The sequence below is a fragment of the Deltaproteobacteria bacterium genome, assembly GCA_005879535.1.
In the GTDB taxonomy this organism is placed as follows: domain Bacteria; phylum Myxococcota; class Myxococcia; order Myxococcales; family 40CM-4-68-19; genus 40CM-4-68-19.
In genome coordinates this window covers 48,148-63,429 of the sequence record VBKI01000082.1, presented here as the reverse complement: position 1 = coordinate 63,429, position 15,282 = coordinate 48,148, and the positions used below count along the sequence as shown (strand labels likewise).

Genomic DNA, 15,282 nt, shown 5'->3' with positions numbered 1-15,282 from the left:
CATGAAGATCCGCTGGCTCATCGCACTGGCCGCGCTGCTCGGCGCCTCCTGCAGGACCAAGCAGAACTCCGCGCTGGTCGTCACCAAGGTGGTGCTCGGCGAAATTTCCGGCACCAGCTGCAAGTACGATCCGGGAGCCGACGAGTTCGACTTCGCGAACATCGATCCCGCCGCCAACTCCGGCGGCACCATGGGTGTCGTGCTGCAGAACAACCTCTCGGATCCCACGGCTCTCAATTCGCTCTACCGCACCAACTCGGCGACCTTCCACCCCCACCAGGTGGTGGCCGACTACGAGGTCATCGGCGGCACGACGCTGACCAACCAGATCATCCCGGTCAGCGGCACGCAGATCACCTCTGGCGGCGGCACAGGCCCGGTGCTGGTTCCCTTCTTCTCTCCGGCTGCGACCGCCACGCTGACCGGCACGATCCGGGTGACGTTCCAGGTGGAGGGCAAGCTGGACGACGGCTCGGTGATGAAGAGCAGCCAGCATGAATACATCTTCGTGACCTGCTCCACGGCGGGCTGCAACAGCACCTGCCTGTAGCTTGACGGTGTCGCGCGCGCCGTGACAGATCGGCTGGGGTGACTCTCACGCTCGCCGAGCTGTACGTGCGCCAGGGATTGATCGGGCGGGCCCGTGAGATCTACCGCCGGCTCGCGGATGCCGGCGACGAGACGGCGCGGCAGCGGCTCTCGGAGCTGCCCTCCGCCGAAGGATCGATCGCGGTGCTGCGGGACTTGTTGATCCGGGTGCAGGAGCGCCGGCGAGGGAACTGAAGAATGGGCTTCAAGGAAGACCTCGAGCAGATCTGCGGCAAGGTGGACGGCTCGTTCGCCGCGAGCGTGATGGGATTCGACGGCATTCCCATCGAGACGCACGAGGCCCGCGCGCCATCCGGCATCGAGCTGCAGACGCTCCTGGTCGAGTACTCCGGAATCGTCTCGCAGGTGCGGCAGGCGGCGGAAGCATTGCAGATGGGCAAAGCCAGCGAGGTTTCCATCCGGACGGAAAAGCTGGTCGCGGTGGCCCGGCCGCTGACGCCGGATTACTTCGTGGTGCTCGCACTGGCGCCGGAGGGGAATATCGGGCGGGCCCGGTACGAATTGCGGGTAGCCACTCCCAAGCTCGTCGCCCAGCTGTAGCGCTGCGATCACCTTTACGATTCCGCTGGTTTGCGATACACCCGCGCGCCCTCAGGCTAGGGGAGCGTGCATCGATGGCCGACGTGATCGACACCAGCGAGTTCCGCAACGGGCTCAAGATCCTGATCGACAACGAGCCTTACGTGATCGTCGAGTTCCAGCACGTGAAGCCCGGCAAGGGCTCGGCGTTCGTGCGCACCCGCTACAAGAGCCTGATCACCGGCCGCGTCCTGGAGAAGAACTTCAAGTCCGGCGAGAAGGTCGGCCGTCCCGACATCGAGGACAAGAAGATGCAGTATCTCTACAAGGAGGGCGACCACTACGTCTTCATGGATTCCAAGACGTTCGACCAGAGCCACATCGACGCGAAGGGCCTGGGTGAGTCGCGCAACTTCCTCAAGGAGAACATGGACGCCTCGATCCTGTTCTGGAACGGGCGCGCCATCTCCGTCGACCTGCCCAACGCGGTCGAGCTCAAGGTCGTCAAATGCGATCCCGGCGTGCGCGGCGATACCGTCTCGGGCGCGATGAAGCCGGCCACGCTGGAAACCGGATACACGCTCAACGTGCCGCTCTTCATCAACGAGGGCGACACCTTGAAGATCGATACCCGCACGGGGGAATATCTGACCCGCGTAGGCTGAGGGAAAGGGCGCGAGTGGACGTCGACAAGCTGAAAGCCATCCTGGCGGCGCTGGAGGGCACCGACGTCACCCGACTGACCTGGGTCTCCGGCCAGGAAACGCTCGATCTCCGCCTCGGACATCCACCCCCGACCACGGCCGTGCATGCCGTTCCGATGGGAGCCCCCGTCGCTGCCGCCGTCCATGCGCCGGCTCCGGCGAATCCACATCCGGCACCTGCGACCGGAGCCGCGGCGCCGGCGCCGGCGGCGAAACCCGCGGACGAGAAGAAGACGTTCACGGTAAACTCGCCGTTCGTCGGCACCTTCTACCGATCGGCCTCGCCGGACAGCCCGGCCTTCGTGGACGCGGGCCAGGTGGTGAAGAAGGGTCAGGTGCTCTGCATCGTCGAGGCGATGAAGCTGATGAACGAGATCGAGGCGGAGCAGCCGGGACGCCTGCTCGAAGTGCTGGTCCAGAACGGAAGCCCCGTGGAGTATGGCGAGTCGCTCTTCCGTTTCGAGCCCGTGTAGTGTTTCACCGCATCCTCATCGCGAACCGTGGTGAAATCGCCCTGCGGGTGATTCGCGCGTCGCGCGAGCTGGGCGTGGAAACCGTCGCCGTCCATTCCACCGCCGACTCGAACTCCTTGCATGTCCGCTTCGCGGACCAGTCACTTTGCATCGGCCCGCCGCCGTCCAGGGAGAGCTATCTCAACATCCCCGCCATTCTCTCGGCGGCGGAGGTGAGCGGGGCGGACGCCATCCATCCCGGGTACGGATTTCTCAGTGAAAACGCCGAGTTCGCCGAGATGGTCCAGCACTCGGGCCTGGGGTGGATCGGCCCGCGCCCGGAGATGATCCGGATGATGGGCAACAAGATCCGCGCCAAGGAGGCAATGAAGGAGGCCGGCCTTCCGCAGCTGCCAGGCAGCGAGGGCGTGGTCCAGGACGAGCGCGATCTGGCGAGGCTGGCGGAGAGGATCGGCTTTCCCGTCATCCTCAAGGCGGCGGCAGGCGGCGGCGGCCGGGGGATGAAGATCGTCCGCGAGAAGGAGCAGCTCTCGCAGATGTATCGGACGGCATCGGCGGAGTCGCTGGCGGCGTTCGGCAACGGCGACATGTACGTCGAGCGCTACGTGGAGCGGCCCCGGCACATCGAGATCCAGATCGTCGCCGACGAGCACGGAAACGTGATCCACCTGGGAGAGCGCGAGTGCTCGGTCCAGCGCCGGCACCAGAAGATGCTGGAGGAAAGCCCTTCGCCGGCGCTCAACGACAGGCTGCGGGAGCGGATGGGAAGGGTCGCCGTCGAGGCGATGAGAAAGATCCGCTACAACAACGTCGGCACCATCGAGTTCCTCCTCGACGAGCGCGGCGATTTCTACTTCATGGAGATGAACACCCGCATCCAGGTGGAGCACCCGGTCACGGAGAGCGTCACCGGGCTCGACCTGATCAAGGAGCAGATCCGCCTTGCCGCCAAAGAGGAACTGGGGCGCACGCAAAAGAGCATCACGCTCAAGGGCCACGCGATCGAGTGCCGGGTGAACGCCGAGGATCCGATCTCGTTCGCGCCGTCACCGGGCCTGATCACCGCCTACCACGCGCCGGGCGGGCTCGGAGTGCGCATCGACTCCGGGGCATACGAGCAATACCGGGTGCTGCCGTTCTACGATTCAATGGTCGCCAAGCTGATCGTGTACGCCGACAGCCGGCCCGCGGCGATCATGCGGATGCGCCGCGCCCTCGAGGAATACATCGTGGAAGGCATCAAAACGAACATCCCCTTCCACAAGAAGCTCCTGGTGTACGAGCCTTTCGTACAGGGTAGGTACGACACGCGCCTGGTGGAAAAGCTGCTGGCGGACAACCCGAACTGACGCGGTGCCGCAGGGTAGGAATCTGCTGCCGGGATCGAGCGTCTACCTCGGTCTACATCCTTGACCGGAAAGCAGATTCACCGTTACGTTCATTCGACGGACGTTACGTCCCCTCCCCCCGCCCCGCGAGCCTCCGGCCGATGGACAAAAACAAGGTCATCGAGTCGGCCGCGAAGCTGATCGCGAAGGGCGCGTTCGACAAGGCGGTCAAGGAATACCAGCGCGTCCTGGAGATCGATCCGGACGACGTCCGGGTGCTGCAGAAGCTTGCCGAGCTCTACCAGAAGATGAACCGCAAGGCCGAGGCGGCCGACTGCTTCGAGAAGGTCGCGCGTACATACTCGCAGCAGGGCTTCTATTTGAAGGCGGTCGCGCTCTACAAACAGGTGCTCAAGGTCATCGAGCGGGTGGAGGTGAACATCCGCCTCGCCGAGCTGTACCAGCAGCTCGGACTGGTCGGGGATGCGACCAAGGAATGGCAGGCGGTCGCGGCGCATCACGAGAAATCCGGCGATACCAAGGCGAGCCTCGATACCCTGAAGAAGCTGGTCGACCTGGACCCCGACAATGTGGCCGCGCGGATCCGGCTCGGCGAGCAGTACGCGCGCCAGGACGACCTGATCGAGGCCGTCGCGGAGCTTCGCCGCGCCGCGCAATATCTGCAGCGCAACGGCCGTCACGACGATTACCTGCGCGTCGCCGAGCGGATCAGCCACCTCGACCAGAACGACGTGGGCCTGGCGAAGGAGCTCGCCGAGCAGTACCTCAGCCGCGGCGACTCCAAGCGCGCGCTGGCGAAGCTGCACATCTGCTTCAAGGCGAACCCCCGGGAGCTGAGCACGCTGCAGATGCTCGCGCGGGCCTTCCAGGACCTCGGGCAGGTCACCAAGACGGTCTCGGTGCTCAAGGAGCTGGCGCGCGTCCACGTCGACGGCGGGCGGCCGGACGATGCGCGGAAGGTCTGGAAGCAGGCGCTGGAGCTCGCGCCGGACGATCAGGAAGTGAAGGCGGCGCTGAAGAGCGCGCAGAGCAGCGAGTCGGCGCGGCCGAGAGCGGAGCCTCCGAGGCCCGCCCCGCCCAAGCCCGCGCCGAAACCCGCTGCCGCTCCTCCGCCTCCAGTGGCGAAGCCGATCAGCAAGCCGATCAGCGCGCCCATCCGGGTCCCGCCGCAGCGGACGCCCAGCGCTCCGATCCACGGAGCGCGCCCACCGTCCGCGCCCGTCGCGGCTGCCGGCGCCGTCTCCGCGCCGATGACGATCGCGCAAGTGCCGAAGCTGCTCAAGGAGACCGAGGTCTACGTCAAGTACGGACTGAACGACAAAGCTCTCGAGCATCTGCGGCGCGTCTTCTCGGTCGATCGCGACAACATCGACGCGCACGAGAAGGCGAAGATCGTCGCGTTGGCGATGGGGCGGAAGGACGAGGCGCTGGCGTCGCTCACCACCATGCTGCGCCTCTGTACGCAGAAGCGGGATCCCAGGACGGCCGCCGTCCGGGCTGAGCTCAAGGAGCTTGGCACGGCGGGCGCGGGTTTCTCTACGGGCCGTGCCGGCGACGAGCTGATCCTGGAGGAAGCGCCGCTCGAGGTCGAGGCGCTGGCGACGGCCGACGAGCGGGCGGTCCTCGACGACGACGACGTGCTCGAGGTGGAGCCGGAGGCCGTCATCGAGCCCGAGCCGCTGCAGGCGGTCGACGACGACGAGTTCGCCGGCGACCTCGCCGAAGCGGACTTCTACATCCAGGCGGGGCTCCCCGACGACGCCCGCGCGATCCTCGAGGGCATCATCCTGTCCTCGCCGAACCATACCGGCGCCTCGCAGCGGTTGCGCAAGCTGGGAAAGGCCACGCAGCAGCAAGCTCCCGCCGCCGACAAGGAGTACGACGACATGGCCGCGGAGCTCGCGGCGGAGTTGGCCGCCGAAGTCGGGACCTCCGCCGACGAGGAGGACCAGCCGCTCGACGGCGACGTGCTGGAGTCGTTCCAGGTTCCCGCGTCCGAGGTGCTCGGCGAGTTCCGCGCCAAGATCCAGGAGATCGTTCGTCCCGAGGACGTGCAGACGCATTACGATCTCGGCATCGCCTACAAGGAGATGGGGCTCCTGGAGGAGGCGATCGCGGAGTTCGACGTCGCCCTGCGCTACGGCGGCGGCACGCGCGCCGCCGACTGCCTGACGATGCTGGGCGTCTGCGAGTCCGAGCGCGGCAACTCAGAGGCGGCTGTGCGACACTTCCAGAAAGGGCTCGACCTGCTCGATCTGACCTCGGTGGCGCGCCATGCGTTGCAGTTCGAGCTGGGCGCCGTCCAGGAGACGCAGGGAAACAACGCAGAGGCGCTCGAGCAGTACGAGTCGATTCACGCCGAGGACAACGCTTTCCGCGACGTCAGAGCCCGCATCGAGCGGCTGGGAGGGAACCTCGCGGCCTCGGTGCGGCCGCTGGTGAAGAAGAGGCCTCAAGCGACGCCCGCCGGCCTTCGCAAGGCAGCGGCGCTCGGTACTTCCGGCGCTACAGCCGGGTCACGTCCTGGCGGACCGGGCTCGCGGGAGCCCGAGCCGCCTCCTGAACCGGGGCGCAAGAACCGGAAGATCGGCTTCGTCTGATGAATTATCTCGACTACTACGAGCTGGCCCAGGAGCCCTTCTCGAACGCGCCGGTCTCGCGCTTCTACTTCAACTCGCCCCAGCACTCGCAGGCGCTGGTCCGGCTGACGCACCTCTGCTCGCAGATGAAGGGGCTCGGCATCCTGGTGGGCGACATCGGCGCGGGAAAGACGACGCTCGCGCGCCGGCTGCTCGATTCGCTTCCGGAGAACGAATACGACGCGGCGCTGCTGGTCATCATCCACAGCGGCGTCACCGCCCAATGGTTGCTCAAGCGGATCGCGCTACAGCTCGGCGTCGATGCGCCCAGCGAGGACAAGCTGACGCTGCTCGGTCAGCTCTACCAGCGGCTGGTGCGCATCTACGAGGCGGGGAAAAAAGCGGTGGTGCTGATCGACGAGGCGCAGATGCTCGCCACGCGGGAGCTCATGGAGGAGTTCCGCGGGCTGCTCAACCTCGAGGTGCCGGAGCGCAAGCTCCTCAACCTGATCTTCTTCGGGCTTCCCGAGATCGAGCAGAACCTGAAGCTCGATCCGCCGCTGGCGCAGCGCGTGGCTTTGAAATATCGGCTCGACCATCTGAACGCCGACAGCACCGAGGCATACATCAAGCACCGGCTCCGCCTGGCAGGCGCGGCGCGGATGCCGTTCACCCCGGGTGCCGTCCAGTCGGTGCACCGTTTTTCCAGTGGAACTCCTCGCGTGGTCAACACCTTGTGCGACAATGCGCTCTTCGAGGGATACGTGGCCCGGGTTCCGATGATCGACGAGCAGATGATCGAGAGGGTGGCGCGCGAGCTGGCCCTGGACGGCAATCCGCCGGCGGCGAATGCCGCCCCACCGCGCAGGGGAGTGTCGGGGGCGCCTGCCGCGGAGAAGGGCAAGCCGGTGGATCTGGGGGAGATCGACCGGTACCTGGCGGGGCTCGCGAAGCCGAGCTGACCCAGTGCTAAGCCGCATCCTCGTCGCACTCGGACTCGCCGCCGCCGTCGTGTCCGGCACCGCAGTGGCTTTCCTGCGCACCGACTTCGTCGCCAACAATCTCTGCGCTTACGCCGTGGCGACCATCGAGGAGGCGACGGCCGCCAGGGTCGACGTCTCGCGCTGCTCGGTGGAGCCGGAGCAGGGAAAGCTGACCATCGAAGGGCTTCGGGTAGGAGATCCCGGCGGGCGGATCGAGCTCGACGTGGCCCGCGTCTTCGCACAGGTCAAGGTGCGGCCGCTCTTGCAGAAGGTCCGGTTGGAGAGGCTGGAAGTCGATTACCCCCGGCTGAAGCTCGCGCTCGATCAGGCCGGACCTTCGCCACCCTCGGGCGGCCAGTGCCTGCCCGACCTCCTCGACCGGTTCGAATTTGGCCGGGTCAAGATACGCAAGGCCAGCGTGGAAGTGCGCGCCGGCGGGACGCACCTCGCCATTCCCAAGGCGGCACTCGCCGTCAGAGGGCAGGGGACGCAGCTCGCGGTCAGCGTCTCCACCCGCGGCGGATCCCTCGAGCTGCCGGGGCGCACGGTGGGGCTCATCTCCTCGCGGACGGCGGGGGTGGTCGATCTGCGCGGCACGGGCACGGTCGAGCTGCGGCGCGCCGACGTGATCGGCACCGAAGCCTCGGCCTTCGTCAAGGGAAAGCTCCAGAACCTTTGCGAGCCGCAGATCGAGGCAGCGGCGAACGTGCGCGTCGACGATCTCAAGGGCGCCGCCGCGCGGCTCCTGCCTGGTTCGGCCCTCGCCATCCAGGGGGGCATCTCCGCCGACGCCACGGTTTCCTTCGGCCGCGGCCCCCCTCACTTGAGAGGCGACCTGCGGCTCAAGGCGGTGGCCCTGGACCAATTCTTTCCCGGCGACGGCCATCTCCGATTCGATCTCACTCCGTCCCGGGTGCGACTCGACCGGCTCGAGGTGCCCGTCGGGCGCGGTCAGGTGAACGGGTCGGTCGAGGTGTCGCTCGCAGATACGACGCTGCCGCTCGCCGCCGATCTTCAGCTTCGCGACATGGAGCTCCCGGAGTTGCTGCGCAAGCTCGGTTTGCAGCACGCCTGGATCCTGCTGCGCACCACCGGACGCGTGCAGGCGAAAGGAACGTTGTCGCCGTTCCGCCTCGCGGGCGAGACCAGCCTCGAGCTCGCCGACTTCGCGGTGCTCGACCGGACGTACGAGAAGCGCCCGCAGGCGCGAAAGATGCTCGAGTTCGCCCGAGGCAAGCTCACCGGAACGGTGCTGGCGGATCCGGAGAAGATTGTCGCCCAGGGCGTGGCCATCGAGGTAGGCGCCGGCTCCCACGTGCAGGTGGAGAGCACCTTCTTCACCGACCTCCGCAAAGGGATGCAACTCGCGGCGCATTCCGAGGACCTCTCGCTCGACGATCTCCGCGGGCATTTCGGACCGCTGCCCGCCGGCGGCGTCCTGAAGCTCGCCGCCACGGCGAGCGGGCCATACAAGGCGCTCGCCATCGAAGGAAGGACGGCGGCGCAAGGCGCCCGCTTCATGGATCTCTCGCTCGGCGACCTGACGACGAAGGTCGCCTTCGACACCGCCTCGATGAGGCTCGCCTTCACCGACGTCCACGCGCACAAGGATCGCAGCTCGTACCGGGGCCGCATCGCCGTCGACTTCAGCAGCTCGGCGATGCCTGTCGACGCGCATGTCGAGCTTTCCGACGCGTACGTCAACGACCTCGTCGACCTGGCGGTGGGGCTCGTGCCTGAGCTCTCCACCGTGGAGGATCCCGACCTCGTCGACGGACACGTCGAGGGTGTGATCGACGTGAAGGGGCCGGTGGCCGCGCCGTCGGGAACCGCTTCGCTGGAGCTCGACGATCTGATCCTCTGGGGAGAATCGTTCAATTCCGGAATGGCGCGGCTCTCGCTCCACGGCGGCGATCCGCGCTTGCAGATCGACGAGCTCGTGCTGCTCCACGGGGAGGCGGCTTTGCGGGTGGCGGGGCGCTTCGGTCCGCGCTGGCAGCTCGACATCGACGGGCGAACCGAGAACTTCACGCTCGCCGACCTGGACTTCGCGCAGCGAGCACGGCTCTCCGGGGCCATGAGGATGACGGCGCATGCAGGCGGTGTCAGCTCGCACCCGACGGTGAACGTCTCGCTGCGCTTCAGCGAGGGCATGGCCGACGAGGCGGACCTCGGGGACGGCGACCTGTCGTTGACGCTGGACGGGAAGGCGCTGAGCTGGAAGGCGACGGTGGGCACGCACGGGGTGACCGGGCAGGCCCGGCTGGAAGGCGATATCCCCTACAGTTGCGGACGTCGACATCGAGAGCGGCTCCCTGGCCGCGGCGTTCGACGTGCACGGGTCGCTCTTGCGCTGGCGGGAGAGCGCGGGAACGATGACGCTTTCGCAGCTCCGGATCGTCCGCAGCGATCTGGCCTTCGAGAACGACGGGCCGGCCCAGGTGACGTTCGGCCCGGAAGGGATCCGGACGGAACGGCTCGCGTTGCGGGCGCCGTTCACGACTGCGCAGCTCTCGGGCGGGCGCGGACGCGACGGCAGGCTCGACCTTCGGCTCGGGGCCAGCATCGACGGCCGCGTGCTTCCCGGGTTGATGCCCGACGTCGAGCACGCCTCCGGCACGTACCTGGTGCAGGCGGTGGTCGGCGGTTCCGCGAAGAACCCCACGGTACTCGGCAACATCCGCATCGAGGACGGCGCCGCCACTCTCCGCGGTCTGCCCGTCGCCGCCCGCGCGTTGAACGGCAGCATCTCCTTCTCGCAGGACGCCCTGGTCATCGACTCGCTCTCCGGGAAGCTGAACAACGGCGAAGCGCGCGTCTCGGGCGGGATCGAGATGGAGCGTCTGGTTCCGAAGAAGATCGACATGTCCGCGCACGTCAGCGACGTGAACGTCCGGCTGCAGGAAAGCGCAGGGGCAATCATCGACGGGGACCTGACGCTCTTCGGGCCGCCGCTGGAGCCGGTGCTGGGCGGCAACCTCGTCCTCGCGCAGATGAAGTACACGGAGGACGTCGAGATCGAGAAGTCGCTGCTCGACTTCTCGCGCCGGCCGCCGACCCCGAAGGTCCTCACCAAGAGTCCCATCGTCGTGCGCTTCGACCTCGACGTGCACCTTGGGCGCGGGGTCCGCGTAGAGAACAACCTGGCGCGGACGGATCTCAAGGGCGACCTGAAGATCACCGGGACGTCGCGCGCCATCGGGTTGCTCGGCAGCGTCAACACCGTCCACGGCACCGCGGCCTTCCGCGGCAATGACTTCCAGATCGAGCAGGGCGTCCTCACCTTCACCGACCGCCAGCGGATCCGTCCGAGCTTCGATTTCCAGCTGAGCTCACAGGTGAAGGAGTACAAGGTCCGCCTCCACGCCTTCGGGACGCCCGGCGAACCGCACGCGTCGCTCAGCTCCGAGCCGGCGCTGGCGGAGGCGGACCTCGGTTTCCTCCTCACCTTCGGCTTCGTCTCGCAGAACCTGCAGCAGAGCACGTTCTCGGCGGCGGACTCCGGCCTCGCCATCGGCATCGAGGCGTTGAACAAGGCCACCGGCTTCTCCGAGGAAGTGCGCCGCTTCATCCCCAAGAACGCGATCCTGCGCAACCCGAACATCGATTTCGCCAGCGACTTCTCCGTGGCGACGAACCGCCTGGAACCGATGGCGCGCTTCCAATCGCACCTGATCAGCGAGCGCCTCGATCTCCGGGTGCTGGAAGGACTGACCACGCGGAGGTACCGCGGTGTAATCAGCTACCAGCTGTCGGACGCCCTCTCCACCCGCTTGCAGCTCGACAACGAGCACATCACCAGCGGCGTCGGCACCGACTTCGGCATCGACCTGCATCTGAAGTGGGAGGGGGAGTAGGTGATCGCAGCCCTCCTCGCGCTGCTCCTCGCACAGGCCGCCTTGTCGGAACCGCCGCGCGTCGGCGAGATTGCCTACGAGGGCGCCGACGCGGAATCGGTGCGCGCGTTGGTGGAGGTGCAGCCCGGGCAAGTCCTCGACGCGCGTGACGTGCGCGATGCGGTGCGCGCCCTGCATGCGAGCGCGCGGTTCTCCCGCGTCGCTGCGTACGCAGAACCGATGGGGGACGGCCGCATCCGGCTCGTGTTCGTGCTTGCGCCCGTCGAGAAGCTCATCGCGGTGACGTTCCCTGGCCACAGCGCGCTCGCCGAGAGCGTCCTCATCCAGAACGCGAACCTTCAAGTCAACGCCGAGTTCCAGCCGGAACAGGTGGGGACGGCGGTGGAGGCGATCCAGGCTGCGTACTTCCGCATCGGGTACCGGCACGCGAGCGTGACACCGGTGCGCAAACCGGCTCCCGGCGGCGTCGCGCTCGAGCTGCGCATCGAGGAAGGATCGGCGACGCGCATCTCCGAAGTGCGGTTCGACGGCGATCCCGGCCTCGACCGCGACCAGCTGCTGGCGGCGCTCCGCCTCGATCGCGGCGACGTACTGAACCTCGGGTTCCTGGACGAAGCGATCCGACGGGTCCGCGACCGGTATCGCAGGGCGGGACGGCTTCGAGCGCGCGTCGACCCGGCGCGGGTCGAAGAGATGGGCGATCGCTCCGCGCGCCTCGTGATTCCGGTTGCGGCTGGGCCGCTGGTCCGCTTTCACCTGCGGGGAAACCGCGCCTTTCCGGACGACGTTCTCGCCGCGCACCTCGCCCTCGATTCCGAGGACCCGCTCGATGCCCAGTCGGCGCAGGAGATGGCGGGGCGCCTGCGCCGCTTCTACGTCAGCGCGGGCTTCCTGCGCGCCAAGATCGCCGAGCGCGGCATGGTGGCGCGCGACGGCACCGAAGAGGTGGTTTTCGCCATCGACGAAGGGCCGCAGGTGCGCGTCGAGCGCCTGGCCTTCACAGGGAACCGGGCGATTCCCACCGCCCAGCTTCGCGAGCGAATCCTGCTGCTGCTGCGAGACAATCTCGTCCGCGATCCGGTGGCGGGAGCCGATCCCGCGCTGGTCGAAAGCATGGGCGTGATGGGCACCGTCCGCGGGCCGCACGCGCCGCGTACGACCGTCGATCCGGAAGCGGTGTTCGATCCGATTGTCTACGCCCGCGCCATCAAGCAGATCGAGGACCTCTACAAGTCGCAGGGATACCTCTCCGTCCGCGCCGGGCCCCCGAAGCTCGATCCCATCGCCGGCAATCCAGCCCGGATCGATGTCACGATTCCGATCAAGGAGGGGGAGCAAACCCGGGTCGGCCGCATCCTCGTCGAGGGCGGCGGAGACGTCTCCGCCGCGGAGCTCGATGCCGCCATCGTCCTGCGCAAGGACCGGCCCTTCAGCTATCTGCAAGCCGAGGAGGGGCGCGCCGCGCTGACCCAGATCTTCACCCGGCGCGGCCATCTGTACGCCCGCGTCGAGGACGAGGAGGACTTTGAGGATACGCCGGACGGCGCCTCACGCGTCGACGTCCGCTACCGCATCCAGCCCGGGCCCGTCGTTCGCGTCGGGTACGTCGAGGTGATCGGTCATCGCCGGACGGTGGAAGGACTGGTGCTCGACCTGGTCGGCCTCAAGCAGGGAGACGTCCTCACTCCGGAGGCGATCGATCGGGGGCAGCAGGCGCTGCTGCGTACAGGCCTCTTCTTCTCCGCGACGCTGACGCCGCGAAATCCAGAGGTGGCGGAGGGCGAGAAGACGCTGCAGGTCCAGCTCCGCGAGCGGCCGACTCGCGACTTCCAGGCGAGCATCGGATTCTCGCTCGCCGACGGCCCGCGCGCCAGCGCGCAGTGGACGCAGGGCAACATCCTGGGGCGAAACCTCACCTTCACGGCCGTGGTGAAGGCGGACTTTCCTTTCACGCGCTTTCCCACCGAGCGCGTCTGTCCGCTCGACGACCCCGATAACCCGCCCAAAGTGTCCGCGTGTACTGACGTGTCCCAGTACGAGACGCGAATCAAGTATCCCGCAGGAATCCCGATCGAACGCGTGATCGACGTCGGCATCTCGGCTCCCCGGCTCTACCCGCTGACGAATGAGCTCCGCGCGGGCCTCGATCTGATCCACGAGCGCGCCCTGCGCACTTCGTACGATCTGACGAAGTTCTCCGCGCAGGCGAGCGTCGACCTGACGCGGCGCCGGCCGGTGACCGCCGGAATTGTCTACGAGGTCGGATACCAGGAGCTGACCGTCGGAGCGCGATCGATCGAAGACGTGCTGGCCGGAATCGACCAACGGATCTTCCGCCTTCCGCCGGGCACGATGCTCTTCGGGTCGCTGCGTCCCATGGCGCTGCTCGACCTGCGTGATGATCCCGCCCGGCCCCGATCTGGAATCCTGCTTCAGCTCGGCGGCGACTACCAACGATCCTTCACCGGCATCGAGACGGCGAATGACACGGACGAGGGCCGCCACATCGTCCACGTCAACCTCTTCAAGGTGCAGGGATTGCTCGCCGCGTACGTGCCGCTGCCCTCGTTGGCGAGCATCGTCCTCTCCGCGCGCGGTGGACGCGTGTTCCAGCTCGACGACCAGTCGCGCACGCCCGGAGACCGCCGCTTCTATCTCGGCGGCGCGACTTCGTTGCGCGGGTTTCACGAGGACGGTCTGCAGCCACAGGACCTGATCGACCAGCTCCACGCGCAGGTGCGTGCCTGTGAAGCGACGCTCACCGACCTCGCCTGCACTCCGAAGGCACAGCTGCTCGCCGCGGGCGGCACGAGCGATGGCGGGGACCAGTTCGTCGCCTTCAGCGCCGAGCTGAGGCTCCCGTTCACGCAATCATTCGAGCTCGCGATGTTCTGGGACGCAGGAAACCTCTGGCGCACCCCGGTCAACCTCTTCGGCCGCGACGAAACCGGCCGCCGTTACTTCGTGCTGCGCCACGCCGTGGGAACCGGCCTGCGCTGGCTGACGCCCATCGGACGCATGGCAATCGACATCGGCTTCAATCTCTCGCCGGACGCCGTCCTGGGCGAGCCCGCCTGGGGGCCCTACTTCTCGATTGAACCGATTTAGTAATGCGCGTGGCCTTGTCCGTACAGCAGCGCCTCGACGCACATCAGCGCCAATGAGACGGCTGTCGCGCGCCAGAACCAGCGCCCGCGCAGCACCGCAGGCACTCCGCAGATCAGTGGCAGATTGGTCGACTCGTAGCGGACCATCGCCTGCAGCGTTCCGGTGGCCATCGGGAGGAGCAGGAGGAACCATGCGGTGAGCCACGCCCACGCCGGCGTCCGCCGCACCATCAGGACGGCGACTGTGATTCCCGCGATGGTCACCAGGTAGTAATCGGGATCCACATTGAACGCGAACAGCGCGCGCACCGGTCCGAAGAGCGAGAGCACGCGCTTGTGCGAGGCCTGGATGTGCAGGAACGCGAGGGCATCTCCGTATTCCCGCGCGCACCAGAGCGCGTACGCCACCAGTCCTCCCGTGGCCAGCGCCGCGGCGACGAGCTGCCGCGGGCGGGGGACGGACGCCAGCGCCACCGCGACGGCAAGGCCGGTCGGGCGCGTTGCCGAGGCGGCGGCGCCGGCGGCGGCGGCGGTTGCGAGTGCTCCGCTGCGCGCCGCGAGCATTCCCGCGGCGAGCGCGAAGGCGAACAGCGGCTCCGAATACGGGTAGGAAAGAAAGTTCGCCCCTGGCGCGGCGAGAAAGAGCACCGCCGCGCGGATGCCGTCCGCCCGCCGGCGCATCGCGCCCAGCTCGACGAGCAGCATCGCGGCGAGCAGCGCGCACAGGTTCGAGACGGCGAACGCCGCCCAGTATACGTTGCCCGTCACCTGCATTCCCGCGCGGACGATGAGCGGATAGAGCGGCAAGAAGCCCAGCCCATAGAGCGGCCGTGGACGATCGGGAGGCGGATACCCGCGCAGCGCGAGGTGGGCATAGAAGTCCGCGTCCCAGCGCTGCAGCGGCTCGAGGAATCGCGGAGGCGCCTCCGGCCGGAGACTTCCCGGCGCGTACTTCCAGACCAGGCGCTTCTCGGGAGACATGGTCGCGGCGCCCGCGTGGGTGAAGCCGATGGCCAACGCCCGCGTGATCAAGAATGCGGCACCGACCAGGAGCGCCGCCGCGCCGCGCACTCCGAAACGGCGTCTGAGCGCCAGCAACATC

12 protein-coding genes are annotated in these 15,282 nt (G+C 67.5%); 10 read left to right on the top strand and 2 right to left on the bottom strand.

Features of this window, described 5'->3' with window-relative positions; genetic code table 11:
• The first annotated feature begins 1 nt into the window (after window position 1).
• From E6J58_19305 to E6J58_19270, 8 genes are all read left to right on the top strand, one after another.
• A complete protein-coding gene (locus tag E6J58_19305) occupies window positions 2-550 on the top strand; it encodes a hypothetical protein (protein ID TMB34002.1) in 549 nt (182 codons plus the stop codon).
• A 38-nt stretch (window positions 551-588) separates the two neighbouring features.
• Window positions 589-783: a hypothetical protein gene (locus E6J58_19300; protein ID TMB34001.1), complete on the top strand. Its 195-nt coding sequence runs from the start codon at window positions 589-591 to the stop codon at window positions 781-783.
• 3 nt (window positions 784-786) lie between these two features.
• Window positions 787-1,149 carry a hypothetical protein gene (locus tag E6J58_19295; GenBank protein ID TMB34000.1) on the top strand — a complete coding sequence of 121 codons (363 nt, stop codon included), beginning with the start codon at window positions 787-789 and terminating at the stop codon, window positions 1,147-1,149.
• A gap of 74 nt (window positions 1,150-1,223) precedes the next feature.
• A complete protein-coding gene (efp, locus tag E6J58_19290; GenBank protein ID TMB33999.1) occupies window positions 1,224-1,793 on the top strand; it encodes an elongation factor P in 570 nt (189 codons plus the stop codon).
• Entirely contained in the window at window positions 1,772-2,305 is a 534-nt protein-coding gene (accB, locus tag E6J58_19285) for an acetyl-CoA carboxylase biotin carboxyl carrier protein (GenBank protein TMB34058.1), read from the top strand. The genes efp and accB overlap by 22 nt, the downstream gene beginning before the upstream one ends.
• Window positions 2,305-3,654, top strand: a complete 1,350-nt coding sequence (accC, locus tag E6J58_19280) for an acetyl-CoA carboxylase biotin carboxylase subunit (protein ID TMB33998.1) — start codon at window positions 2,305-2,307, stop codon at window positions 3,652-3,654. Before accB ends, accC begins: the two co-directional genes overlap by 1 nt.
• A gap of 140 nt (window positions 3,655-3,794) precedes the next feature.
• Complete coding sequence (locus E6J58_19275; GenBank protein ID TMB33997.1) at window positions 3,795-6,254, top strand: tetratricopeptide repeat protein; 2,460 nt, start codon at window positions 3,795-3,797, stop codon at window positions 6,252-6,254.
• On the top strand, window positions 6,251-7,195 hold the full coding sequence (locus E6J58_19270) for an AAA family ATPase (protein TMB33996.1): 945 nt from the start codon (window positions 6,251-6,253) through the stop codon (window positions 7,193-7,195). Before E6J58_19275 ends, E6J58_19270 begins: the two co-directional genes overlap by 4 nt.
• A 7-nt stretch (window positions 7,196-7,202) precedes the next feature.
• Here the strand turns inward: E6J58_19270 and E6J58_19265 are convergent, their stop codons facing one another.
• Window positions 7,203-8,996 carry a hypothetical protein gene (locus tag E6J58_19265; GenBank protein ID TMB33995.1) on the bottom strand — a complete coding sequence of 598 codons (1,794 nt, stop codon included), beginning with the start codon at window positions 8,994-8,996 and terminating at the stop codon, window positions 7,203-7,205.
• Window positions 8,997-9,549: 553 nt separating this feature from the next.
• Here E6J58_19265 and E6J58_19260 point away from each other — a divergent pair.
• Together E6J58_19260 and E6J58_19255 are read left to right on the top strand one after the other, a co-directional pair.
• A complete protein-coding gene (locus E6J58_19260) occupies window positions 9,550-11,073 on the top strand; it encodes a hypothetical protein (GenBank protein ID TMB33994.1) in 1,524 nt (507 codons plus the stop codon).
• Window positions 11,074-14,181, top strand: coding sequence for a hypothetical protein (locus tag E6J58_19255; protein TMB33993.1), 3,108 nt, complete (start codon window positions 11,074-11,076; stop codon window positions 14,179-14,181).
• Here E6J58_19255 and E6J58_19250 read toward each other — a convergent pair.
• Window positions 14,178-15,281: a hypothetical protein gene (locus E6J58_19250; protein ID TMB33992.1), complete on the bottom strand. Its 1,104-nt coding sequence runs from the start codon at window positions 15,279-15,281 to the stop codon at window positions 14,178-14,180. The two genes, E6J58_19255 and E6J58_19250, sit on opposite strands and share 4 nt — an antisense overlap.
• Window position 15,282 lies beyond the last annotated feature (1 nt).

Bases quoted from the DNA above. Each gene is read 5' to 3' on its own strand.
- E6J58_19305 (TMB34002.1), top strand. From the start codon at position 2: ATGAAGATCCGCTGGCTCATCGCACTGGCCGCGCTGCTCGGCGCCTCC.
- E6J58_19295 (TMB34000.1), top strand. From the start codon at position 787: ATGGGCTTCAAGGAAGACCTCGAGCAGATCTGCGGCAAGGTGGACGGC.
- efp (TMB33999.1), top strand. From the start codon at position 1,224: ATGGCCGACGTGATCGACACCAGCGAGTTCCGCAACGGGCTCAAGATC.
- E6J58_19275 (TMB33997.1), top strand. From the start codon at position 3,795: ATGGACAAAAACAAGGTCATCGAGTCGGCCGCGAAGCTGATCGCGAAG.
- E6J58_19250 (TMB33992.1), bottom strand. From the start codon at position 15,281: ATGTTGCTGGCGCTCAGACGCCGTTTCGGAGTGCGCGGCGCGGCGGCG.